This is a genomic window from Maribacter aquimaris (genome assembly GCF_014596745.1).
Taxonomy (GTDB): Bacteria; Bacteroidota; Bacteroidia; order Flavobacteriales; family Flavobacteriaceae; genus Maribacter_A; species Maribacter_A aquimaris.
Map to the genome: position 1 here is coordinate 217,862 of NZ_JABTCF010000006.1, position 24,153 is coordinate 242,014.

Below are 24,153 nucleotides of genomic sequence, written 5' to 3' on the forward strand. Positions count from 1 at the left end.
ATTATGGAAAAAATGAATGAAATCGTACTCCCAAAAGAATTGGGGGAAGACGCGGAAAGCTCCGTAGTACTTTGGTATAAGGAAATTGGTGACGCTTTCGAAAAGGACGAGACCCTCTTAGAGGTGCAGACCGAAAAGGTAACCTTTGAGGTACCTGCCCCTTTCTCGGGAATTCTCAAGGAAATAAAAGTACATCGTGGGGAAACGGCTAAAACAGGTGACGTTATCGCCTTGGCCGAGGTGGCCTAAAATATCGTTTTTTATTTCTTTAAAACAAGGCGGAGCCCATACCATTGGTTATGGGTTTCGCTTTTAGGTGTATTGTATGATCGTGATCGATTATGATGCCTCTAATTAAACCAGTCGATAGGATTAAAGGACCTGGGTGTTATCCAACCATCGTTGTATAAGGAATTCATTATGCGAAATATCGACCAAATGAAATTTGGTGAATTTTTTAAAAACCCGGGCGTCTTTAAGACTTTCAATACAAACCGATATCGGGATGAGGTAGTTGGAATGGATGAGGAACAATTCACCATTCCTTTTTAGAAGGTACCCTACATGCCCTGTATCAAAACCAATAAAATAAAGTCCCTCTTGGGTAAGGCCGTCAATTTCCTCAAAAGCCGTATCATGGTCCTCTTGTTCCACACTGTAAATTTCCGACCCACAACTTAAGGCCATGGCCTCGTCCAGAGGTGATTTTTGGGCCAATTTATAGCGATTCAACTTGAGCCCCATATCGCGCAAGGTGGTAGAAATAAAATAACCGCAAGCAATTTTCCCTTGATTGGGTATGGCCGTATGCCCGCCAAAACTCCATGGGGTACCGTACCAATGCGGAATTAAACCATCAACCAAGTGCGTAGTGAATTCGTTCTTTATCCCTTCCATCGAAATTTGTCCCTGCCGAAATCGTTCTCCCAAATTTTTCCGTAGCTCCCCAATGCTCGTTTTGGCATCGTCATAGGAAAGGGTATCAGGATTAACAGCCCAATCGAATATGGTTCCCTCGTTCTCCCCTTGGGTTCCTATCGGATCAAGCCAAATCCCATTTGTAAAAACATCCTCGCGCAACGGTTCAACTTTTAAAAACAGGTCATTATGAAGCGTAAAAAGCATCAATAGTGGGAAAAATATCATTATAGTCTTTTAAATCAGTGTATTAAGAATGTAACGAATAGATTTGAATTGCATTTTATGTAGAATGTTAAACTTTTGTGGATCTTTTGCCATACACAAAGTCATATAGTGAGATTAACAGCCCACCAAACCTCATAATCACGTGGTAAAAGGGGTCTATAGCTTTGAAAACCTTGGTCCGCTATGCGAATCCCAACAATCCCATTCTTTTCATTACGTACATAACCGAGGAAAATAAAGGAATGCCCGTAGGGATCAAAATCCTTTTTATCCACTCCTTTTACAACATCCTTATAGTCCTCCCTGAACCTCCAAACCTGCACGAGTGCACCAGGTCTGAGTTCACCACCCCAAATGCCATCCGAATCTATCAAGGTTCCCATCCCCGCATATGCGATTGCCCCGGCATTACCCTTGCCCCTATATTTCCTAGGCAAGCTTCTCCAGCCCCTATGTATGCCAGAGGCCGAAACATAAAGGTTATCGAAGACCTCAGGTGCTGAATAATATTTTGTCGCCATATAATCAGGTAGATCGTTATATACCGAATGGCCATAAACAGCCTTATAAGCATTCATAAAACGCCTTTTGCTTACCGCCAAGCAATTCCCCCCGGGTTCTTTGTTCTTAGCGGTCCTATAATTCTCAACAATTTTATCGGCAACCCTACTTTTGATTCCCCAACCATAGGGCAATTCGGATTCATCGGTCAACACCTCAGTCGACCAAACTTTTTGCCCATCAGCGATGGGTATAATATTTAACAACGAATCCGCCTCTTTGTCAATAGTGGTGATTTCCGTAGGCCCCTTGCTTAAAATCGATAAATGGTCATCGAACCCCAAGCTGTCCGTTCCCATTTCATCCAACGTCGGCCCATATGTTTGGTCGGCACCGGTTACATACCCCCCATTCTTAAGCGGTTTTGAGGAACTACACCCTGTTTCAATCCCCGAAATAAAAGGGACCAAAAAGATATATAAAAACAACCTTCCAAATAGGGTCAACCTAGACCCTCTAAAAATTTGAGCCTTTAAAGCGTTCATTTTGTATTCTTCTTTCCAATAGTATTCAAATATGCATTACCGTGGTGAATTTTATGGAACAATAACCCATTGGCAATCCTAAGTAATACATCAGGTTTACCTGAATAACCCATCATCACCACAAAGTTACGTGCATAAATCCCGAAATTTATATTCTACCCTAATAAACCAAAACAAACCGCGTACCAACATGATGTAAATCATTCGATTTCCCATCCTAGTCCACTAGCTTTGACATAGTAAAAGCCAAAGGGGTTTAATAAAAAACACAATCTTAAAAGCTGTATAAAATGTTACATGACTATTCTAAAAAATTCAATGATTTAAGTCGAAAAATGAACGAATTGGGCGTTGAAATACCCGAAACCATGAAAGGATTCTCCGAACTGCACAAAGCCAGTATTTCAGAAGGTGCCCTTTCTACAAAGACCAAGGAATTGATTGCGTTGGGTATTGCGATAACCATTCGATGTGAAGGCTGTATTGCCTGCCATGTACACGATTCTTTAGAAGCCGGTGCAAATGCTGAGGAAATAAAGGAAACTATAGGTGTGGCCATTCTCATGGGTGGCGGACCATCCGTGGTCTATGGTTGCGAAGCCATGGAAGCCTTGAACCAATTCGGAATTTTTGAACAAAATGAAGCAGTCCACTGACAAAAAAACAGAAAAGAGTAGCGCGGATCAAAAGCCTCCCCTTCCGGGTGCAGGTTTCAATTGGTTCTATCTACTCTTGTTTGCCTTTTTATTGATATTCTCCTTTTTTTCGAAACCAGTGAACAGCACCAAGGAAATAAGCTGGTCCTTTGTTCAGGATTCCCTTATTGCCCAAAATAAGATTCAAAAAATCGTCGTTGTCAACAAGGAATTTGCAGAGTTCTATGTCAAAAAAGAGCCCATAGACAACACGAAAAACAAGGATGCAAAGGAAAAGTGGCTCCAAACGGCAGACATCCCACTATACTGCATGACCATTGGGTCGGTCGATAGCTTTGAGGCTAAATTGCAAAAGGCACAGGACGCGGTCCCACCAACCAATAAAATCGATATACAATACCAAAACCGTACGAGTTGGGCCAGTATTCTTTCATGGCTATTACCTTTTGGACTCATTATTATATTCTGGTTATTCATCCTAGGTAAATTGGGTGGCGGCGGAAAAGGGCATAATCCCCTTTTCAATTTCGGAAAATCCACGGCCATCCTCGCTGAAAAGGATTCCATAAGCCCTGTCAGCTTCAAGGATATTGCCGGACTCAAAGAAGCAAAGGCCGAGGTGATGGAGGTTGTCGATTTTTTAAAGAACCCGGATAGATATACAAAACTGGGAGCCAGTATCCCTAAGGGGGTCATGCTTATCGGCCCTCCAGGAACGGGAAAAACACTAATGGCCAAGGCGGTCGCCGGTGAGGCCCAAGTTCCCTTTTTCTCCATGTCGGGTTCCGAATTCGTAGAAATGTTCGTAGGTGTAGGGGCATCAAGGGTTCGCGACCTGTTTAAACGCGCCAAGGAAAAATCGCCCAGTATCATATTTATTGATGAAATAGATGCTGTAGGCCGTTCACGTGGCAAGGTCAATGCATTTCAGGCCAATGATGAAAGGGAAAGCACGTTAAACCAATTATTGACCGAATTGGATGGCTTTGGTCCCAACACGGGTGTTATCGTATTGGCGGCCACCAACCGCCCCGATGTTTTAGACAAGGCCCTCTTACGTCCCGGTAGGTTTGATCGCCATATTTACTTGGAACTACCGTCCAAAGAGGAACGGAAAGAAATATTCGGGGTCCATTTGCGCCCCTTAAAACTTTCCAAGAATATCAATGTGGATGAATTGGCAAAATTAAGTCCCGGATTTTCCGGTGCCGATATTGCCAATATCTGTAATGAAGCCGCCCTTATCGCTGCACGTCATAAAAAAACCGTGGTTGCGCAGGAAGATTTTATGGAAGCACGTGATCGTATCATTGGGGGAATGGAACGAAAGAGCAAGATTATTTCCCCCAAGGAAAAAGAGATTGTGGCCCACCATGAGGCTGGCCATGCCGTGGTAAGTTGGTACCTGAAAAATGTAGCCTCCTTAGTAAAGGTTTCCATTATCCCAAGGGGGAAATCGTTGGGTGCTGCCTGGTACCTCCCCGAAGAACGACAGATTGTGACCAAGTCGCAATTCATAGATCAAATGTGTGCCTCATTGGGAGGACGCGCCGCAGAGGAGGTCATTTTCAATGAGATATCGTCCGGCGCTTTGGATGACCTTGAAAAGGTTACCAAACAGGCATACACCATGGTTTCATATTACGGGTTGGATAAGGAGATAGGTCCGCTCAGTTTTTACGATTCTTCAGGACAGAACGAACATATGCTGGGTAAACCCTATAGTGAGCATATGGCAGAATTGATCGACAAGGAAGTTCAGGAATTAGTGTATTCCGCCTATGAAAGAACCAAAAAAATTCTGATCGAACACAAAGACGAATTGCTAAAACTGGCAGAATTGCTCCTCAAACAGGAAGTTGCCGACTTCGAAGACCTTGAGAAAATATTAGGAAAAAGAAAGGTGCAAAAACCGGACCCACTTCCCGAAACGGCACCTATCATAATTAATTGAATCAATAAATCATAAAAAATAATCCTAATGGAAAAGATCAAAGAAATAGTGTACAACGAAAATCTGCACTTTGAACATGAAAATTGGAAATCGGAATTGGCTTTTTGGGAAGATGAATTAAAATCCTTCACCAACAGATTAAGTGAATTGGTCACCCGTTGGACAACCGATGAGGTACTTAAAGAATTAGATCATTTTCAAAATGAATTCGTATTACACGGTGCGGTCATCGATGACCTTGAGGAGGCTATTGAGGAACACGAAGCGAGCATTGCCGGCCATAGCCAAGCAGGAAAAGAATCCTTGGATATCGTCTTAGCCAAAAAACATAATGAATTCAGGTTGAAAATGGAAAAACAAAGACAGATATACGCCGATTTGAAAAAAGATTTCTTCCGGTTTTTATCCAAGTACATGTAAAAATGCCGGATACAATCCCCTCTAGAACCCGTAAACTTAAAAGGTACAAGAAGCTTTTTAACATCTTGGCCAAATATGGCTTTGACCAGGTTATGGCCCAAAGTAGAATCAAAAATATGATTCCAACCTGGGATGTAAGGAAACACTCCGATCATGACAAGGCCATAGCCTTTTCTACCTATGAGCGAATACGTATGGTTTTGGAGGAATTGGGGCCCACCTATATTAAACTTGGCCAAATTTTCAGCAATCGGGAAGATATGTTACCCCCTGCGTTAATCAAGGAACTTGAAAAATTACAGGACCATGTTCCCAAGTTAAAGAATTTTGATGTTGTCAATACCATAGAACAGGAACTCAACATCAAAGCGAACGACTGTTTTCTTTTCATCGAAACAGAACCCATTGCGGCCGCCTCTTTGGCGCAAGTACACAAGGCCCAATTATTAAACGGCGCATGGGTGGCCCTTAAGATCCAACGCCCGAATATCCTGGAAACCATCAATGCGGATATCGATGTAATGAAGCAGGTGGCAAAAGGTCTCGAAAAACATAGTGCCCAGGCAAAAGCCTTTCAACCCATGCAAATTGTAACATCCTTTGAAAAAAGCATTCATGAAGAGCTTCATTTTTTACGTGAAATGGATAATATGGAACGCTTTGCCAAGAATTTTACAGACAATGAAGTCATGTATGTTCCCAAAGTGTACCGTAAATATTCAACGGACAGCCTCATTTGTATGGAGTTTATCGATGGTATTAAAATTTCCGAAATAGAATCATTGACGGCATTGGGCATCGATTGCAAGGCTGTGGGCCAAGTGGGCGTCGACCTTTATTTGGAACAGGTATTGGATTACGGCTTCTTTCATGCCGACCCACATCCTGGAAACATATTCATACTACCGGAGCAAGATCGTATATGCTTTCTCGATTTCGGGATGATGGGCAACCTTTTACCTAACCAAAAAGAACAATTGGGGGACCTTTTGCTCTCCTTTACAAAAAAGGATATCAAAAAACTGATTCCTGTTTTGGAAAACATAGCCGTAAAAGCCGAGATTCCCGATTACAAAAAATTGGAACAAGACCTGCAAGCCTTGGTTCAAGGCATTAGTGATACTTCCATACGGAATATTAAATTGGGTACCACGCTCACCCAATTCAAAGGCATCCTATACCAAAACAACATTATCCTCCCACACGAGCTGTACCTATTGATTCGTGCTCTGATCATTATGGAAGGGGTTGGTCTTAAACTCGATCCCGAATTCAATATAACGGACAATTTGAAACCCTATATGGCCAAATTAACCCGCAAAAGGTATAGTTTAAAACGTTTGTTCCAAAAAAACATGTCCCGCTTAAAGGACTACAATACCCTTCTCGATAACTTTCCTGAAGATCTTAACAGTATCCTAAAAAAAATAAAGGAGGGCAAACTCGTGGTAATCCATGAGCACAAGGGGCTAAAGGAATTCCAGGCCGCATCGAACAAGGCCATCAACCGATTGGTGATTGCCGTGATCATCGCAGCCCTATCCATTGGTAGTTCCATTTTGGTATTGGCCCAAATGCCCCCTTTGATCAAAGGCATTCCCTTATTGGGGGCCATAGGCTTTACACTTTCGGCAATTCTTGGTTTTGTCGTAATCCTATCCATTTTTAAAAATAAACAGTTCTAATAATGAGGCCTTTTTTTTATAAAATCATAGATACTTATCGTACTTTGCTTACCCCATAACCACCCAGTCAAAAAGTCCATATGTCAATAGATCATTTCGATATTAAAGGATTGACTACCGAGGAAGTACTCCGGGCGAGGACCACTTATGGAAAAAACACATTGGAAGGAAAGAAAGAGGTTGGTGTTCTAAAAGCCTTACAGAGTTTGGCCAGGGAACCTATGGTCCTCTTGTTATTGGTGGCATCCGTAATCTATTTCGTATCGGGAGATTTCGGGGACGGTATTTTCCTTGCCTCCGCCATTGTCTTGGTATCGGCTATTTCCTTATACCAGGATGGGCGAAGTCGCAATGCCCTAGAGAAATTAAAATCATATGCCCAACCCAAGTGCAAGGTCATTCGCAATGGGAAGGTGATTGAAATCAAAAGTGAGGATGTTGTTGTCGGCGATAGCCTCATGGTCGAAGAAGGAACCACCATTATTGCCGATGCCACCATAGTACATTCCAATGATTTTTCGGTAAATGAATCACTGCTTACCGGGGAGTCCCTATCGATCTATAAGGATTCCGAAAAAAACAGCAATACGATTTACAAGGGCACTACGGTTGCAAGCGGACTTGCTATTGCCACGGTTACGGCAATTGGCAATAAAACCGAATTGGGAAAAATAGGTAAAAGCTTAGAAAGCATACAGGAAGAGAAGACCCCCCTTGAACGCCAAATCAACAACTTTGTCAAAAAAATGGTCATTGCCGGGGCCCTTGTTTTTGTCATCGTATGGGGAATCAATTTTTACAATTCCCGGGATATATTGGACAGCTTGTTAAAGGCACTCACTTTGGCCATGTCGATCTTACCTGAAGAGATCCCTGTAGCCTTTACCACATTTATGGCATTGGGTTCATATCGGTTAATGAAAATGGGCGTTATCGTAAAACAAATGAAAACTGTCGAGACTTTAGGGAGTGCTACCGTTATCTGTTCCGACAAAACGGGAACCATTACCGAGAATAAAATGGCCTTGACCAAACTATGGTCATTATCCTCAAAGGCGATAACCGATATCAAAGGGCCTTTGGATTCGGCCGAAAGGGACCTAATAACAACAGCCATGTGGGCCAGTGAGCCCATACCCTTCGACGCCATGGAGATTGCCCTTCATGAAGAGTACAAAAAAATCGCCGCAAAAGATGACCGCCCAACATATAGTATGGTTCACGAATACCCCTTGGGTGGCAAACCACCTATGATGACACATGTTTTCGAAAATAAGGATGGGGATCGGATCATTGCGGCCAAAGGTGCAGCCGAGGCTTTGATCGCGGTTTCCAAACTTTCCGAGAACGAGATACAAGAGGTCAATACCGCCATTAACGAACTTGCCAAGGAAGGGTTTCGAATCTTGGGTGTAGGCACATCGAAATTCGTTGGCGATTCCTTTCCTAGAAAACAACAAGATCTTCATTTTGAATTCAAGGGAATCGTTGCCTTCTACGATCCTCCCAAAAAAAATATTGAATCAGTGCTTCAAGGTTTTGATTCGGCCGGAATAAAAGTCAAGATCGTAACAGGGGACAATGCGCTTACTACGGCTGCCATAGCCAAGGAAATCGGGTTTAAGGAATCTGGGAAAAGTATTTCGGGTATGGACTTAATGCACTTGAGCGACACCCAACTTCAAGCGCAGGTAGAAACCAACCACATATTTACACGGATGTTCCCTGAAGCAAAATTGAAAATCATCAATGCCCTTAAAGCCAATGGGGAAATAGTGGCGATGACAGGGGATGGTGTTAACGATGCCCCAGCGCTAAAAGCGGCACATATCGGGGTGGCCATGGGTAAAAAAGGTACGGAAACCGCCAAAGAAGCAGCTTCATTGATCCTGCTCGAGGACGACCTATCCCGAATGTTGGATGCCATAGCCATGGGCAGACGGATTTATAAAAACCTAAAAAAAGCCATTCAGTACATTATCTCCATTCATATCCCGATAATATTGACCGTGTTCTTTCCCTTGGTTTTAGGTTGGACCTTCCCCAACATATTCACCCCTGTACATATCATTTTCCTAGAATTGATCATGGGCCCTACCTGTAGTATCATTTATGAAAACGAACCCATGGAGAAAAACACCATGATTGAAAAACCCCGGCCGTTTACCTACACTTTTTTTAATTCGGTAGAACTGGCCACAAGCGTTCTGCAAGGTTTAATGATCACCGTAGGCACATTGGCTACCTATCAGCTTGCCATACATTCCGGTTTTGACGAAGCCACAACCAGGACCATGGTATTTGTCTCTTTGATCTCGGCCAACATTGTATTGACCCTTGTCAATCGATCATTTTATTATTCCATCCTTACAACCCTAAAATACAGGAACCCACTGGTTCCTATAATCATCATGGTCACCATTGTCTTAACGGCCATGCTCCTTTTCATACCTCCCCTAACCCGATTTTTTGAATTTTCCTCCTTGAATGCTAACCAAATATTATTAAGTTCGGGGGTAGGGTTTTTATCGGTAATCTGGTACGAGTTTATTAAACTGTATAAGCGAAGTATTGGTAATCGCGATAGATAAATCTTATATTTGATACAACAAACCCAAGACAATGAACATCATCTCATGGAACGTGAACGGCGTACGCGCCGTAGTCAAAAAGGATTTCTTTGAATCCATTGAAAAAATCAATCCTGACATTCTCTGTCTTCAGGAAACAAAGGCCCAAGACGACGAAACAAAAAAAGCCTTGTTGTCTATGGAAGGGTATCATAGGACATACAATTCCGCTGAAAAAAAGGGATACTCGGGCACTGCAATATTAAGCAAGCGTGAACCCATTGCCGTTACCCTTGATATGGGAATTGCCGAACACGATAGCGAAGGCAGGATCCAATGTGCGGAATATGACGACTTTTATTTAGTGAACGTCTATGTGCCCAATTCAGGTCAAAAATTGGACCGCTTGGATTATCGCAAAAAATGGGATGCCGATTTTCTTGCCTATCTTAAAAATCTGGAAAAGAAAAAACCGGTCATTGCCTGTGGGGACTTCAATGTTGCCCACAAGGCCATGGATTTGAAAAACGACAAATCGAATTACAACAAAACCGCGGGTTATACACAGATTGAAATTGACGGTATGGATAATTTTATCAATGCCGGTTTTGTAGACGCCTTTAGGCAATTGCACCCTGATGAAATTGCCTATACATATTGGAGTTATCGGTTTAAGGCCAGGGAACGCAATACAGGTTGGCGAATCGACTATTTTTTGGTCAGTGCCTCCCTTGCAGACAGCATCAAATCCGTCACTATTTACTCCGAGGTATTGGGCTCGGACCACTGCCCTATCGGGTTGGAAATAGACCTATAGACCTTTTTACAAGTGGGTTGTTTTGGTCAAAGTTTCTTTACATAACCGAAGACCATCTTTTTGAATTCCCTAAAATCGTTTTCAAAAAGAACCATACTCTCGCCCAACCTTCTATGCTCATCCCTGTATGCCCCATCGGAAATACCCTTTTCCCCTTGATTAAGGCGCGACAGTAATTTTTCATGCCTCATTATATCTTCCGAAAGATAATTGAAGAGATTTTGATGCACCTTTTCAAGATAATCCAACATCTTGCCATATTCAGATTGCGTGACTTCCCGTTTATTCAAAATGTTGGAAAAGAACTTGATTTCGTCTTTCCAAAAAGCAATGGTATCGATCCATTCACAACTTTCCTGATGGAGGACATCAAGTCCAGCTCCTAAAAGTAATTCCGTTTTCGGATTTGATTTTGTAGTAATCATGCTATTGAATTTTATAACGGTTTCAATCCTAAGTTGTTCATCGCCCTACAAAAATGCAAACTTACCCGTGTTCCTAAAATGATCTGTATCATTTTGGCATTTAAAGTATTACATTAATTTTCGGTATGTTTTAAAATTCATTTGGGTAAAATTATCCAAAGGGTTAATGGTTTAAGTAGAAGTGAATAAAAATGTCTTGTTTTATATTCCCCATTGCAAGGATTGACCCATTAGTACAAACGATTCCAAACTTTTAAAATCATGTCATCGTCACAAATAAAGCACAATGAAAAGTTGCTTTTTCCTATTTCGGGAATCACCAAGGGAAACCTGATCGATTATTACAATTCCGTCGCGGGGCATATGCTACCCTATCTCAAGGACAGGCCATTGACCCTGCACCGCTTTCCAAACGGTATTGCTGAAGAAGGTTTTTTTCAGAAGAATGCATCGGATTATTTTCCCCAATGGATAAAAACAGTAAAGGTGAAGAAGAAAGACGGATGGGTAAACCACGTCATTTGCAACAATAAGGAGACTTTGGCCTATTTGGCCTATCAAGGCACTATAACCTTTCATATTTCCCTTAGCAAGATCGATAAGCTCGATTATCCCGATCGATTGATTTTCGACCTTGATCCTTCCGGACATAATTTCGGGCAAGTTCTAAAGGGTGTACAAATACTACGCGGTTTATTGGCTGAACAATTAGGGCTGCCTGCCTATGTTATGACCACCGGTTCTAAAGGGCTGCATTTGGTCATACCCCTAATGCGGGTCGAACATTTTGATGAAGTACGGGACTTTGCCAAAAAAGTCGCTACATATCTAGCAGAAAAGCACCCTGAGGATTTTACCATAGCAATCCATAAAGACGAACGTAAGGGACGCCTGTTCTTGGATTACCTTCGCAATTCATACGGCCAAACCACGGTTTGCCCTTTCTCCGTTCGGGCCTTGGAAAATGCACCCGTGGCTGCACCCATTTTCTGGAAGGAACTGTATGAAATAAATGACTCACAAGCCTTTAACATCCATACTGTTCCTAAACGTTTAAAGCATATGAACGACCCCTGGGAAAACTTTACCAAAAACGCAGTGATGTTGAGTGATGCGAAAAAGAGCATGGAAAAATTGATTTCCGGATGAACTTAGGACTTCCTTTTCATTCACCCTTCCTATACTTGCCATCCAATCCTTTGACCGTGAGGCGCCCTTAATCATCCCTTGAGACTTTACCCAAAAGAAGATATTGGCCTTCCCCCAATTTCTGGATAGCTTCCGACGTTTTTTGGTCACTAAGCCCCAACCCTCTTAAAACACCATAAATACCCTGGGAAAGGGCTCCCAATTTCTTACCATCGACTTCCTGTAGGAACAATGACGAATACGGGCCCGCAATAAAAATGGTGCCAATATCCTCATTAAAAAACAATCCAAATTTCATAGATGGCCCCAATAAATGCTTCCAATAATTTATAAATCCCTTATTACATGCAGCTGATTTACTTTTCTGTTGATCGTACTGTCCCAGTTTCAACAACACGGTCAATGGGGAATACAGCCTATTCCCCGCTATACGACCAACAAGCTTTTCTACATTTTCCAACTGCGGGATTGTTTCGAAGAACGTATGTTGCCTTCCGGTTATTTTCAATTTTGATATCATGGGACTGTCCTTAGGAAAACACTTATACATAGGTAATGGATTATTCTCTGTTCGCTAAATTACCACAAGGATGGGGCCTAGTAAATGATCTACATCAATTGGCCCATAAAATCGCCTTCCCCTACAGGAATCAAAACAGCTAAACCTCCCCTATGCCCCTATATACAATAACCTCTCCCCCTAATAGAGCAACCACAATCGTTTTTCTTCCAACATATATATGACCAAAGTCATTGGAAAATACCTACAACTATGTTAAATTTATCTTATGCCACTAAACAGTAATAAAGCACAATGAAAGACAACCCCAAAGACCTCTCCCTTTTCAAACATATTTTCGATGCTTCCCTAGAAGGTATCCTTGTGGTGGACCAAGATGGAAAAATACTAAAAACGAATACTGCTGTTGAAACCATGTTCGGGTATGGTAAAGGGGAGCTATTGAATGAAAACATTGAGGTTTTATTACCTAAAAGACTAAGGGAAATCCACCAAAAACAGCACATGGATTTTTCCAAGGCCCCTAGAGCACGAGCTATGGATCGAGCCCTTGATTTATGGGGACAAAAAAAAGATGGCACTGAATTTCCCCTACGAATAAGTCTGAGTCCCATAATGTTCAATAATGAATCCGTGACAATTGCATACGTCAGGGATACTATCGATCTAAAAAAAGGGCAATATGCGTTAAAAGCCAAAGAAGCTAAGAACAAAGCCCTTTTAGACGCACTGCCCGATATTATGGTCATTCAAAACTTTGAGGGGGACATCGTTGATTTTTATGCCCCGGAAAACACCATGGCACAAGTCCCAAAAGAGGAAGTCATTGGCAAGAACATCAAACAAATCGTTCCGCAGGCAATATCAAAAAAAATCCTAAAAGCCCATAACCAAGCCATTGAAACCCAAAAAATCCAAATTCGGGAGTATACCTTGGACATCAATGGCAAAAAAACCGATTTCGAATCGAGGACCGTCCCACTCAACAATCATAAACTATTAACCATTGTACGGGATATCACCGAGAAAAAAAGTACTGAAAGGGAATTAAAGGAAAGTGAGGTTAAGAACAGGGCTGTTCTGGCAGCATTACCCGATTTGATTTTTATACATGATAAGAAAGGTAGGATCCTACAGGTAAACGCTTCGGATTATTCACCCATCGTTGGCCCTATTGAAGATTTGGTCGGAAAGAATTTCAAGGAAATCCTACCCCCCAAGATAAGTGTACAAATACAAAAGGCCATTACAAAGGTCGAAGAAACCAAGAATACGGTCTTGCAGATCATTACCGTACCCATAAACCAAAAACCGACCGACTTTGAAACTCGGTTTGTTCCCCTTGAGAATGAGACTTTCCTCTGCGTATTAAGGGATGTTACCAAGACAAAGGCCATCCAGGATGTCCTGAATGTACGAAATAGTGCGTTGGAAGCTGCCGGGAATAGTATTATCATTGTTGACGCCCGTCAACAGGACCTCCCCATTATTTATTGCAACGATGCATTTTGCAAACTAACGGGATATGAACGCAGTGAGGTTTTGGGTAAAAATTGTCGTTTTTTACAAAAAGGTGATCGGGATCAAGAAGGTATCGACATCATTCGCGAATCCATAAGGACCCGTAAGACGAGCCGGACCTTGCTTCGGAATTATCGCAAGGATGGTACGCTCTTCTATAACGAACTTACGATTACCCCCGTCATCAATAAGCATAAACAACTGACCCATTTTATTGGTGTACAGAATAATGTGACCGATCGTATCAAAGAATTACAGATCAAGGACCAGATGCGCCAAATCCTTGAAATGATCGCAAAACAGAAATCGCTGGAAAAAATCAGCAAAAAAATAGTGGAGGTATTGGAAAATCATTTAGTCTGTTGCTTTGCTTCCATCTTTGTGTTGGACCCCATGAAGAAAACACTTCACAAATTGGCCGCACCCAATCTACCGAAAGGGTTTTGCAATATTATTGAAGGCGCCCCCCTAGGACCCGACATGGGTCCATGTGGTATGGCGGCCTATTTAAAAAAGGAAGTGATCATCCCGGATATTACAACCGATCCACATTGGGCCGGCTACCATGATGCCGCGATAAAACACGGTTTGGTATCGTGTTGGTCCTATCCCATATTTTCTTCGGACCAAAAGGCTTTGGGCATATTTGGTATTTATTGCCAAAAACAAAGAATACCTACAAAGATAGACAAGGACTTTATTCTTGAACTCAACCAATTGATCGGTATTGCCATCGAAGAACATCAGATCCGGGAGCAGTTGACGAAAAGCCATTATTTGTTGGAAAAGTATACACGGGAACTGGAACAAACAGTTAACGAACGCACGAATGAACTAAAGGCCACCGTTCAAAAAATGATCGAGGCCAACCTTAATCTTGAAGATCAAATCAAGGAAACCAAGGATGCCGAAAATAGGGCCTTGGAGAGTCAATCAATGTTTACCGCAATAGCCAAAAATTTCCCGAAAGGTATCATCATTGTCTTTAATGCCGATTTTGAAATCGATTATATCGATGGAGGGGAAATGCGGCGAATGGGCATGGATAAAACTGATTTTGAAGGTAGGTGTATCGATAACATTACGGTTTTCAAGAAAGAACGGATCCATAGGGTCAAAAATGATATAAAACGAACCATGAAAGGGGAGCACCTATCTTTCGAGACCCAGTTCAATAATAAATATTACACCGTAAACACCTCCCCTTTAATGGGTGGAAACGATGAGGTGAAATGGACCCTTTTTGTTTACAATGACATCACCAAACAAAAACAGGCAGAGACTGAAATCCGCAAAGCCCTGGTACGTGAGCAGGAACTCAACGAGTTGAAATCGCGCTTTATTTCCATGGCTTCCCATGAATTCAGAACGCCATTGAGTGCCATTCATTCCTCAGCCATCCTCATTGAAAAACAAAATGTCCCTGGAAAAGAGGCCAAGCGTGAAAAATATGTGACCCAAATCAAACACAACGTAAAGGCTTTGGTGATCATTCTAAACGATTTCCTTTCCTTGGGTAAATTGGAAGAAGGACGGGTACGACCCAATCCCGAAATAATGGATTTGGTTGACTTCTCCAAAAAAATCATATCGGACTTTGAATCGAATCGGAAAAGAGGGCAAAAGATCAAAGTAATCGCACATGAAAAAACCATTGAAGCGTATCTCGACCTCAAACTAATGAGTCATATCTTAACCAATCTGTTAAGCAATGCCATTAAATATTCCCAAGAGGGTCAGGAAATCCTGGTTACCCTGCTCAAAGAAAACCGTACAGTATCGATAAAGGTATCGGATCAAGGCATTGGTATTCCCAAAGATGAACAAGAACAACTTTTCCAAAGGTTCTTTAGGGCAAAAAACAGTGTGAACATTCAAGGAACGGGATTGGGCCTTAATATCGTAAAACAGTACACCGAACTTATGGGGGGCAGTATAGGCCTGGAAAGTGAAGAGAACAAGGGGGCAACCTTTTGGGTCTCCTTTCCCGCATCGAATAAAACAGGGGACATATAATTTAAAAAAGAAAAGTGACTTAAAAACAAATACAGATGGGCATATCGTTCCATAAAGGGAACGAAGTAATACAGATAGTTGGCCGTTAAATATACCATAGATAGCATTGGGGTCTATGGAGTGTATAGAGAGGACTTACCCAAATAGGTCTGTACAAAAAGGATGTATACCAATAACGTTACACAAAATGCCATGAAAAAAATCCTATTGATTGAAGACCATGTAGATGTACGTGAGAATACAGCAGATATATTAGCGCTTCATGATTACGAAGTGGTGACCGCTGAGAATGGACAAATTGGTATAGAAAAGGCAAAACGGTATTTACCCGACCTCATCCTTTGCGATATCATGATGCCTATAAAAGATGGTTATGCCGTGCTGGAAGAATTAAGCAGCAATCCCAAAACCCTAGGGATACCCTTCATTTTTTTAACCGCCAAAACAGAACGGACAGATTTCAGAAAAGGAATGAACCTTGGGGCAGACGATTATCTGACAAAACCCTTTGAGGAACACGAACTCCTCGAAGCCATCCAAACCCGGGTCAAAAAGAACGATTTCCTTAGAAAGGAATTTTCAAAAAGCATGAAGGGCATCAATGATTTTTTTCATGATGCCTACAACTACCTCAATCTAGAGCATATTGAAAAGGAATACCATCCTAAATTATATGACAAGAAAGATTTTATTTTTAAGGAGGAGGATGGTGCCCATACCCTATATTTCATTGAAAGTGGAACAGTGAAGACGTACAAGTCAACAGAATCGGGAAAAGAATTCGTGACCGGCATATACAAGGCCGGTGATTTTATAGGACAGCTTTCATTGCTGAACCCCAAGGGAACCTATCTGGAGACCGCCATTGCACTCGACGATACCGAGGCATACGCCATCCCGAAATCCGATTTTATACATCTTATCAATGACAAGAAGGATGTCTCCCAAAAATTTATGGAAATCATTTCCAGCAATCTTATCGAAGTTCAGGATCAATTGGTGAATATGGCCTATTCCTCCGTACGACAACGTGTGGCCCAGGCACTATTGACCCTTCATAAAAAAGGTGTAATTAAGGATTCCTATTACGAGGGTTTGGATATTCCCCGGGAAGACTTTGCCGGTATGATCGGTACGGCGACGGAAACCGCCATACGGACCCTCTCTGAATTCAAGGAGGAAAAACTGATAACCATGGGACATGCCCGAAGAATCATACTCCTTGACAAGGAACGCTTACAAAGTATTGCGGATAATTATTGATGACCTATTTATCATTCCCCCACTTCATTTGATTGCAATTGGATTAAGAAACCCTAAACCAATGGGTGGAAGCTAACAGCCTTTTCAATAGCTGCGCAAGTAATAAGGACCCCAAAGCGAACACTAGGACTATTGTAAAAGTCTCGCCTGACAGATTTTTTAAAGAAAGGGCTTCCGCTATTGGCGCTATAAGATAGGCCAAGCCCGTAATTGCGATTGACAATAAAATAGCGCTCCATACCCACGGGTTCCTTGTAACTTCATTCACAAAGAATGACTCATGGCTTTTAGGCATATTGAAAACATTTAGAAGTTGTGCCAAAACCAGCGTATAGAAAGCCAAATTATTAATGATAATAGGCTCTAATCGAAGTACAAAATGCGCATATGCCACCATACCCATAACCGAAGCACAAATACTTAACCCATAAATGATGATAGCATACCATTGAATTCGGTTTAGGATTGGGGCTTTAGGATTTTTAGGTGGTTGATCCATAATATCTGATTCCCCTTTTCCTAGACCGAGGGCCAAAGCGGGAAATATATCGGTGACCAAATTCAAAAAAAGAATCTGCAATGGCAACAATGGTAACGGTAGATTCAGTAATGCAGCGAAACCAACAGATAGGATTTCCGCCAAATTACAAGACAATAGATATACCACAAATTGGCGAATATTCTGAAAAATGACCCTTCCTTGATGAATGGCAAGTTCTATGGCCGTAAACTTGTCATTCTTAAGAATAACATCGGCTACCTCCCGTGCTGCCTCTGTTCCCCGAATCCCCATTGCAATTCCTATATCCGCTTTCTTTAAGGCAGGAACATCGTTGATACCATCCCCGATCATTCCCACGATATGGCCGTTCTGTTGATAGAAAGAAACGAGATTCAATTTTTGTTCCGGTGATACCCGCGCAAAGATCGTGACATTCAATAATCTTTGAACACGTTCTTTATTCTGACTGTTTTCCAAACCTATGTCATTTCCCCTAATGATTTTAGTAGGGGACGCATTTGCCTCTAGCAAACCTACTTCCTGGGCAATTTTTTTTGATGTACTTGGGTGGTCACCCGTAACCATTACCACTTTTATACCGGCTTTTTTATAAACATCAAGGGTGGCCTTTACATCTTTCCTTGCTGGATCCAAAAAACCGATAATGCCCAAAAACACAAGTTGGTTCAAAATATTTTCTTCTGTAGGGGCTTTTTCCGTTTCCTTATAGGCAAAAGCCAAAATACGCAAACCCTGGGCTGCCAAGGAATCAATTTTTTCATTCCATTCTTCCGTATTTCCGAAAGGTTTCTTTTCGTTTTCATCTTGGTAGTATCGGCAATGGGAAATCAAACTCTCAAAAGCCCCTTTTGCATAGACCACGAAATCACCATTATGATGTACGGTGGCCATTAATTTTCGATTTGCATTGAAGGGAAGCTCCATACATTCCGGATATTCATCCTTTATGGCGTTGACATCATAGCCTAGCCCACGGGCAAAATCAATCAAGGCCAATTCAATGGAATCACCCGTGGGATTATCGACATTTACATCAATATTATTGCAAAGAATGGATGCCTGGATTATTCTATGCAATACGGGATCATGCTTTACCCTACGTTTAAAGTCTCCCCCCGCCACATCCAACACCTCCCCTTTCGAAGAAGCAAGACTATAAACTTTCATTTTGTCTTCGGTCAGTGTACCTGTCTTGTCGGTAAATATGACATCGGTAGCACCTAAGGTCTGAACGGCCTCCAGTTTTTTTATGATCACATCCTTTTTGGACAATCTATACATCCCTTGGGCCAAAGCAATGGTAGCAACAATGGGTAAACCTTCAGGAATCGAGGCCACGGCAAGTGCCACACCGGTCTCAATCATAAAAAGAAGTTCCTTCCCCCTAAAGCAGCCTATCAAAACTATAAGAAAGGTGAGCACAAGGGTCAGCCATATCAGCCTTTTGCCCAATTGGTTCAATTTTGTTTCAAGCGGGGTTCTTTCCTTTTCCGCATTTACACCCATCTGTTGTATCCTTCCAAGCTCTGTGTTTTTTCCTGTTGCGGTAATGATGGCTTTTCCAAAACCTGTAAGAACCGTAGTCCCCCTATAGATCATATTGGTTCGTTCCGTTAAGGAAGTATTGGCGGGCAGTATATTATCATTTTTAAAGACAGGAATACTTTCGCCAGTTAAGGCGGACTCTTTTATGGATAGGTTATCCACAAAAAACAATCGTCCGTCGGCAGGGACAACACCCCCTCTTTGTAAGCAAATGATATCACCAGGCACTATTTCCGCTGCGCGAACGATCTGTTTCTTTCCGGAACGTATCACTGTGGTTTTTACCTCTCCCAATTTACGCAAAGCCTCTAGGGAACGAACAGCTTTCAACTCCATAAAAAAACCGATACTTATGGATATCAGCAATACCGATAATATGGCCAACCCCTCCATGATATCACTAAAGACAAAGGCCAGTAATGCGGCTACGGCGAGGATATATACTATGGGGTCAAATAGCTGATCTGCCAGAATTCGACTTCTGCTTTTGGGTTTATATTGGGGTATTTGATTATGTCCATATTTTTTAAGAAGTAATCGGGCTTCGTCAAGGGAGCGTCCTTGATTCGGATCAACATCCATAAGATCCAAAAATTCACCGGAAGATATCGTGAAAGGTTTTTGAACCATAATCCTATACTGAACAATTATTCTTTAATGGAAAAATGCCCAAGGACCAAACCTAATCACATGGACATATTTTCGGTTGTGGCAAATGGGCATTTTATACTCAGAACTTTATCTTTAAGCGATCTCTACCACTTTAGGTGGTTTTTTCTTGGCTTCCTCTTTTTTAAGAAGGTCAAATTTCAAAATACCATCGTTATACTTGGCTTTGATAGCCTCTTCCTTAACGGTTTTTGGTAATTGCAATGAACGTTCAAAGGCATTATAACTAAATTCCTTACGGGTATAATCATCCTCTTTTTCCTCTTCTGATTTTGTTTTTTCAGCAGAGATGTTCAAGCATCCATCATCAATCGTTATATTAAAATCCTTTTTAGCGAAACCAGGGGCGGCAAGTTCAATTTCGAATTTGTCATCGGTCTCCTTAATGTTTAACGCTGGTTCTGTGGTTTTACCATTCCAAAAGGTATCGGGTAACATATTCCTCACCCAGGAACGATTGTCAAAAAAATCATCCATGTCGAAAAAATCCTGATGTACAAGATCTCCAAAAGGCCTTTTTTTAAATTTTACAAGTGACATTACAATGTGTTTTTAGGTTAAACAATCCTTTAATTACGCCGCTAAATTAAGTGGGGTTACGACCTTACGAAATGACCTAGGTCATTACCTGGGAATTTTAGGGAATCCTTTACAAATCCATTGCCGAATTTACCATGGGCCCAACCTCCTTTTTTTATGTTTTGTTATTTAAAAGTCTTATTACCAATTCTTTGCGAACCACAGGATAACTTACTATACGTATGCCCCTATTTTCCATACAAAAGCCCCTATACTGATTTTGGTCATAAGAATAATTAAGATTACACCTTAATTTTAATAGTGCACAATCATACCCAAGAATTCGGATAAAACTAAAGAGATGAAAAAGTCAAAATGGATTATTTTAATGATTTTGGCCATCGCCCTGCTAGGTTATGTGTTTTTAAGACCCAAAATCAATATCAAAAAGCTTGATTATAACTATACCGCCTTGGAAAAGGGTAATATAGAGGCCAATGTATCGAGTACCGGTACCGTTGAAGCCATCAATACCGTGGAAATAGGCACACAAATATCGGGCACCATCAAAAAAATATATGTGGATTATAACGACCAGGTTACTGCGGGGCAGATTCTGGCAGAGATGGACCTTAAGTTACTGAACACCAACCTTACCAGCGCGAAGGCCAATCTGGGTGTTAGTGAAGCCCAATTATCCCGGGCCAAGGATGAATACGAGCGAAATTTGGTTTTATATGAAAAAAATGTGATCTCGACCAAGGAATTCACCGATTCCAAATATGCCTACAACCAAGCGTTGAGCACCAAAAAAGCCGCCGAAGCCGCGGTGGACAATATAGCGGTAAGCATGGACTATGCCCATATCACCTCACCCATAGACGGCACCGTAATTGAACGTAGCGTGGAAGAAGGCCAAACGGTAGCTGCTTCCTTTGCGACCCCTACCCTATTCATCATTGCGGAAGACCTTTCAAAAATGCAGATTCTGGCCGATTTGGACGAAAGCGATATCGGTTACATCAAAGATGGTATGCCAGTTCGATTTACGGTACAGACCTATCCTGAAAAAGAATTTTATGGTTCGGTAAGTCAAATACGACTACAACCCATAGAGATAAACAATGTCGTCAATTACCAAGTGGTGGTTGATGTGGACAATAAAAAAGGATTACTATTGCCCGGCATGACCGCAAACCTCGAATTCATTATAAATGCCGCCAAAGATGTCTTATTGATCAATAACTCGGCCTTACGCTTTAGACCTACCGAGGCCATGCTGAAAGAGATAAAACCGGTATTGGAACAAAAGGCGGGAACAGTGCTCCCCGATTCCGTACAACAGGGATTCATTGAGGCCCTAAACCATGAAGAACTATTTACGCCGGCCAATTTTAAAATAAACCTGCCTGCCACCATAGACGGCTATTTTTTTAAGAACGAAAAGGATGAATTGGATTTTAGGTTTATTGAAACCGGAATCAAGACCGGACTCCACACCGAGATAAAACATCATCTCGATGATTCTCCATTACAGGAAGGGATCCGTGCCATCAATGGTATAAAAACCAAAAATTGACCGCCATGGCCACAAAACGAGTCATAGAGACCAAAAACCTGAGTCGCACCTTCCAAACCGGGGAAATCGAAGTGCGTGCCCTCACCGATATTGACTTGGTCATTGAAGAAGGGGAGTTTGTGGCCATCATGGGGGCTTCGGGATCGGGAAAGTCTACATTACTCCATATTATCGGCTGTTTGGACCGGCCAACATCCGGTGAATATTTTTTGGATGGCATTCAAGTGAATGCGTTGAACAAAAACCAATTGGCCGATATACGCAACCAGAAAATCGGTTTCATTTTCCAGAGTTATAACCTATTGTCACGAACCACGGCATTGGAGAATGTGGAATTACCCCTCATCTATGACAGGACGGGACAGTTCCCAAATTCAACAGCCCTTGCGAAACAGGCACTGGAGCAAGTGGGGCTGGCCGACCGAATCTACCATAAAACGAATGAACTTTCCGGTGGACAACAACAACGGGTAGCCATTGCCAGGGCCTTGGTCAATAATCCTGCCCTAATACTGGCCGATGAACCTACCGGAAACTTGGATAGTAAAACCAGTTTCGAAATTGCCGATCTTTTTGTGCACCTGAACAATCAGGGCAAAACGATAATTATGATCACCCATGAACCCGATATCGCCCAGTTTGCCAAACGCATGGTGTATTTGAGGGATGGTCGGGTGCTTTCGGATACCAGGATCGAAAATAGGAACACCAAGACCGCTGCCCTTAAAACGCTGGAAAAACCGATAAAAACCTAATAAACGTGAAATGGGACGATTCCTCAAAATATTCAAGGTAGCCTTCCGGTCTATTTACAAAAATAGAACGCGTAGCCTATTGACCATGCTCGGTATCATCATTGGCGTAGGCGCAGTGATCATGACCATTTCGGCCGGGGAAGGGGCCACCATGGAAGTTGAAAACCAAATATCGGGATTAGGGACCAATCTACTTATGATTCAGACCAAATCGGAACATAAGGCCGGTATTAATGTAAGGATGGGTAGGCCCATAGACCAAAAAGATCTTGAAGTATTGCAAAAGAACTCCGTTTGGATGCCAAGACTATCCCCCTTACTGGCTATAGGTGCACAGGCCATAGGCCCCAGCGGGTATAAATCCACCATGGTATACGGCGTTTCCTATGATTATTTCTATATCACCAGTCGGGAGTTACAATCCGGTAATTTTTTCACCGAAGAGGATGTACGCACGGCCAAAAAATACTGTGTTATCGGCGAGACCATACGGGAGGAACTTTTTCCGGGCCAGGACCCTATTGGAAAACAGATTCGCATCGATAAAATACCCTTTACGGTCATAGGTCTTTTAACCGAAGAAGGTTCCGGTGGTATGCAAGACATGGATGACATTGTATTGGCCCCCCATACCACCATCCAAAATCGCCTTTATGGCCACCAAAGGGGATACACCATGATTATGGCAAGTGCCCTGAGTGAAGACCATATTACTGATGCCAAGGTAGAAGCAACGGAACTCTTGCGGGAATCCCATAAGATAAAAGCAGGGGATGAGGACGATTTCGAGATCATGACCCAAGTCGAACTTCAGGAAATCACAAGTAACATTACCGGTATCCTAACCATTCTACTGGGTGCCGTTGCCAGTATTTCATTAATTGTCGGGGGCATAGGTATCATGAACATCATGCTGGTTTCGGTTACCGAGAGAACCCGTGAGATCGGCACCCGATTGGCCATTGGGGCCAGGGAGAGTGATATTCTCACCCAATTTTTGATAGAAGCCGTCGTGCTAAGTCTGGTAGGCGGCCTACTGGGCATTGTCCTTGGTGTTATCGGAAATCAGATCATCTATAAAATCACTGATTTTTTCATTCCAACAGCCTTTTATTCCATAGTCATTGGCTTTTGTTTTGCGGCCTTGGTGGGTGTGACTTTTGGATACTTTCCTGCCAAAAAAGCCGCCAAACTAAATCCCATAGATGCGTTGCGATACGAGTAGACGCCCTAGGTTAATAAATAGTTGGTATTGGTTAAAATCATCTTAGGCTTATTATAGGCAATATCACTATCTTTAATATTTATTTTTCATCCCTCTCGATTATCGAAAAACCACCGTTGAAAACGCTGAGGAAATAACGCAAAAAATACT

The 24,153-nt window shown here is 42.1% G+C and carries 19 protein-coding genes; 13 read left to right on the forward strand and 6 right to left on the reverse strand.

Annotated elements, in window-relative coordinates; all coding sequences use genetic code 11:
• The first annotated feature begins 3 nt into the window (after positions 1-3).
• Positions 4-249, forward strand: coding sequence for a biotin/lipoyl-containing protein (locus HPE56_RS11610; protein ID WP_223170281.1), 246 nt, complete (start codon positions 4-6; stop codon positions 247-249).
• Positions 250-372: 123 nt separating this feature from the next.
• Here HPE56_RS11610 and HPE56_RS11615 read toward each other — a convergent pair whose 3' ends face one another.
• The gene (locus HPE56_RS11615) at positions 373-1,146 is read right to left on the reverse strand and encodes a hypothetical protein (RefSeq protein ID WP_188243926.1); all 774 of its coding nucleotides are present in this window, start codon (positions 1,144-1,146) and stop codon (positions 373-375) included.
• 101 nt (positions 1,147-1,247) lie between these two features.
• Entirely contained in the window at positions 1,248-2,192 is a 945-nt protein-coding gene (locus tag HPE56_RS11620; RefSeq protein ID WP_188243927.1) for a hypothetical protein, read from the reverse strand.
• 290 nt (positions 2,193-2,482) lie between these two features.
• On the opposite strand from HPE56_RS11620, the gene HPE56_RS11625 reads away from it, so the two are divergent.
• The 6 genes from HPE56_RS11625 (at position 2,483) to HPE56_RS11650 (ending at position 10,294) form a co-directional block, all read left to right on the forward strand.
• The gene (locus HPE56_RS11625; RefSeq protein WP_223170282.1) at positions 2,483-2,848 is read left to right on the forward strand and encodes a carboxymuconolactone decarboxylase family protein; all 366 of its coding nucleotides are present in this window, start codon (positions 2,483-2,485) and stop codon (positions 2,846-2,848) included.
• A complete protein-coding gene (gene ftsH, locus HPE56_RS11630; protein ID WP_188243928.1) occupies positions 2,832-4,802 on the forward strand; it encodes an ATP-dependent zinc metalloprotease FtsH in 1,971 nt (656 codons plus the stop codon). The genes HPE56_RS11625 and ftsH overlap by 17 nt, the downstream gene beginning before the upstream one ends.
• A 27-nt stretch (positions 4,803-4,829) precedes the next feature.
• Positions 4,830-5,222: a hypothetical protein gene (locus tag HPE56_RS11635; RefSeq protein WP_188243929.1), complete on the forward strand. Its 393-nt coding sequence runs from the start codon at positions 4,830-4,832 to the stop codon at positions 5,220-5,222.
• 2 nt (positions 5,223-5,224) lie between these two features.
• Positions 5,225-6,907 (forward strand): ABC1 kinase family protein, encoded by a 1,683-nt coding sequence (locus tag HPE56_RS11640; protein ID WP_188243930.1) that lies wholly within the window; start codon positions 5,225-5,227, stop codon positions 6,905-6,907.
• Between the two features lie 80 nt (positions 6,908-6,987).
• A complete protein-coding gene (locus HPE56_RS11645; protein WP_188243931.1) occupies positions 6,988-9,498 on the forward strand; it encodes a cation-translocating P-type ATPase in 2,511 nt (836 codons plus the stop codon).
• A gap of 31 nt (positions 9,499-9,529) precedes the next feature.
• Positions 9,530-10,294 (forward strand): exodeoxyribonuclease III, encoded by a 765-nt coding sequence (locus tag HPE56_RS11650; protein ID WP_188243932.1) that lies wholly within the window; start codon positions 9,530-9,532, stop codon positions 10,292-10,294.
• A gap of 26 nt (positions 10,295-10,320) precedes the next feature.
• Here the strand turns inward: HPE56_RS11650 and HPE56_RS11655 are convergent, their stop codons facing one another.
• On the reverse strand, positions 10,321-10,719 hold the full coding sequence (locus HPE56_RS11655) for a hypothetical protein (protein ID WP_188243933.1): 399 nt from the start codon (positions 10,717-10,719) through the stop codon (positions 10,321-10,323).
• Between the two features lie 261 nt (positions 10,720-10,980).
• Here HPE56_RS11655 and ligD point away from each other — a divergent pair, with 261 nt between their 5' ends.
• Entirely contained in the window at positions 10,981-11,868 is an 888-nt protein-coding gene (ligD, locus tag HPE56_RS11660; RefSeq protein ID WP_188243934.1) for a non-homologous end-joining DNA ligase, read from the forward strand.
• A 67-nt stretch (positions 11,869-11,935) separates the two neighbouring features.
• Here ligD and HPE56_RS11665 read toward each other — a convergent pair whose 3' ends face one another.
• Complete coding sequence (locus HPE56_RS11665) at positions 11,936-12,418, reverse strand: hypothetical protein (RefSeq protein ID WP_188243935.1); 483 nt, start codon at positions 12,416-12,418, stop codon at positions 11,936-11,938.
• Between the two features lie 264 nt (positions 12,419-12,682).
• Between HPE56_RS11665 and HPE56_RS11670 the strand changes: the two genes are divergently transcribed.
• Together HPE56_RS11670 and HPE56_RS11675 are read left to right on the forward strand one after the other, a co-directional pair.
• Positions 12,683-15,925: a PAS domain S-box protein gene (locus HPE56_RS11670; protein WP_188243936.1), complete on the forward strand. Its 3,243-nt coding sequence runs from the start codon at positions 12,683-12,685 to the stop codon at positions 15,923-15,925.
• 192 nt (positions 15,926-16,117) lie between these two features.
• Entirely contained in the window at positions 16,118-17,188 is a 1,071-nt protein-coding gene (locus HPE56_RS11675) for a response regulator (protein WP_188243937.1), read from the forward strand.
• A 43-nt stretch (positions 17,189-17,231) separates the two neighbouring features.
• On the opposite strand, the gene HPE56_RS11680 is transcribed toward HPE56_RS11675, so the two are convergent.
• Both HPE56_RS11680 and HPE56_RS11685 read right to left on the reverse strand, forming a co-directional pair.
• A complete protein-coding gene (locus HPE56_RS11680; protein WP_188243938.1) occupies positions 17,232-19,886 on the reverse strand; it encodes a cation-translocating P-type ATPase in 2,655 nt (884 codons plus the stop codon).
• 114 nt (positions 19,887-20,000) lie between these two features.
• Entirely contained in the window at positions 20,001-20,465 is a 465-nt protein-coding gene (locus tag HPE56_RS11685) for an Hsp20/alpha crystallin family protein (protein ID WP_188243939.1), read from the reverse strand.
• A 340-nt stretch (positions 20,466-20,805) separates the two neighbouring features.
• On the opposite strand from HPE56_RS11685, the gene HPE56_RS11690 reads away from it, so the two are divergent.
• Genes HPE56_RS11690 through HPE56_RS11700 form a run of 3 tightly spaced genes read left to right on the forward strand, consistent with a single transcriptional unit; the run spans position 20,806 to position 24,003 of the window.
• Positions 20,806-22,023 carry an efflux RND transporter periplasmic adaptor subunit gene (locus tag HPE56_RS11690; RefSeq protein WP_188243940.1) on the forward strand — a complete coding sequence of 406 codons (1,218 nt, stop codon included), beginning with the start codon at positions 20,806-20,808 and terminating at the stop codon, positions 22,021-22,023.
• A 5-nt stretch (positions 22,024-22,028) separates the two neighbouring features.
• Positions 22,029-22,778, forward strand: coding sequence for an ABC transporter ATP-binding protein (locus HPE56_RS11695; protein ID WP_188243941.1), 750 nt, complete (start codon positions 22,029-22,031; stop codon positions 22,776-22,778).
• A 10-nt stretch (positions 22,779-22,788) separates the two neighbouring features.
• Complete coding sequence (locus tag HPE56_RS11700; RefSeq protein WP_188243942.1) at positions 22,789-24,003, forward strand: ABC transporter permease; 1,215 nt, start codon at positions 22,789-22,791, stop codon at positions 24,001-24,003.
• Positions 24,004-24,153 lie beyond the last annotated feature (150 nt).

Excerpts from the sequence above, each read along its gene's own strand:
- HPE56_RS11700 (WP_188243942.1), top strand. The coding sequence starts at position 22,789 with ATGGGACGATTCCTCAAAATATTCAAGGTAGCCTTCCGGTCTATTTAC.
- HPE56_RS11655 (WP_188243933.1), bottom strand. The coding sequence starts at position 10,719 with ATGATTACTACAAAATCAAATCCGAAAACGGAATTACTTTTAGGAGCT.
- ftsH (WP_188243928.1), top strand. The coding sequence starts at position 2,832 with ATGAAGCAGTCCACTGACAAAAAAACAGAAAAGAGTAGCGCGGATCAA.
- HPE56_RS11610 (WP_223170281.1), top strand. The coding sequence starts at position 4 with ATGGAAAAAATGAATGAAATCGTACTCCCAAAAGAATTGGGGGAAGAC.
- HPE56_RS11695 (WP_188243941.1), top strand. The coding sequence starts at position 22,029 with ATGGCCACAAAACGAGTCATAGAGACCAAAAACCTGAGTCGCACCTTC.
- HPE56_RS11690 (WP_188243940.1), top strand. The coding sequence starts at position 20,806 with ATGAAAAAGTCAAAATGGATTATTTTAATGATTTTGGCCATCGCCCTG.
- HPE56_RS11640 (WP_188243930.1), top strand. The coding sequence starts at position 5,225 with ATGCCGGATACAATCCCCTCTAGAACCCGTAAACTTAAAAGGTACAAG.
- HPE56_RS11675 (WP_188243937.1), top strand. The coding sequence starts at position 16,118 with ATGAAAAAAATCCTATTGATTGAAGACCATGTAGATGTACGTGAGAAT.
- HPE56_RS11615 (WP_188243926.1), bottom strand. The coding sequence starts at position 1,146 with ATGATATTTTTCCCACTATTGATGCTTTTTACGCTTCATAATGACCTG.
- ligD (WP_188243934.1), top strand. The coding sequence starts at position 10,981 with ATGTCATCGTCACAAATAAAGCACAATGAAAAGTTGCTTTTTCCTATT.
- HPE56_RS11635 (WP_188243929.1), top strand. The coding sequence starts at position 4,830 with ATGGAAAAGATCAAAGAAATAGTGTACAACGAAAATCTGCACTTTGAA.
- HPE56_RS11650 (WP_188243932.1), top strand. The coding sequence starts at position 9,530 with ATGAACATCATCTCATGGAACGTGAACGGCGTACGCGCCGTAGTCAAA.
- HPE56_RS11620 (WP_188243927.1), bottom strand. The coding sequence starts at position 2,192 with ATGAACGCTTTAAAGGCTCAAATTTTTAGAGGGTCTAGGTTGACCCTA.
- HPE56_RS11685 (WP_188243939.1), bottom strand. The coding sequence starts at position 20,465 with ATGTCACTTGTAAAATTTAAAAAAAGGCCTTTTGGAGATCTTGTACAT.
- HPE56_RS11680 (WP_188243938.1), bottom strand. The coding sequence starts at position 19,886 with ATGGTTCAAAAACCTTTCACGATATCTTCCGGTGAATTTTTGGATCTT.
- HPE56_RS11665 (WP_188243935.1), bottom strand. The coding sequence starts at position 12,418 with ATGTATAAGTGTTTTCCTAAGGACAGTCCCATGATATCAAAATTGAAA.
- HPE56_RS11670 (WP_188243936.1), top strand. The coding sequence starts at position 12,683 with ATGAAAGACAACCCCAAAGACCTCTCCCTTTTCAAACATATTTTCGAT.
- HPE56_RS11625 (WP_223170282.1), top strand. The coding sequence starts at position 2,483 with ATGTTACATGACTATTCTAAAAAATTCAATGATTTAAGTCGAAAAATG.
- HPE56_RS11645 (WP_188243931.1), top strand. The coding sequence starts at position 6,988 with ATGTCAATAGATCATTTCGATATTAAAGGATTGACTACCGAGGAAGTA.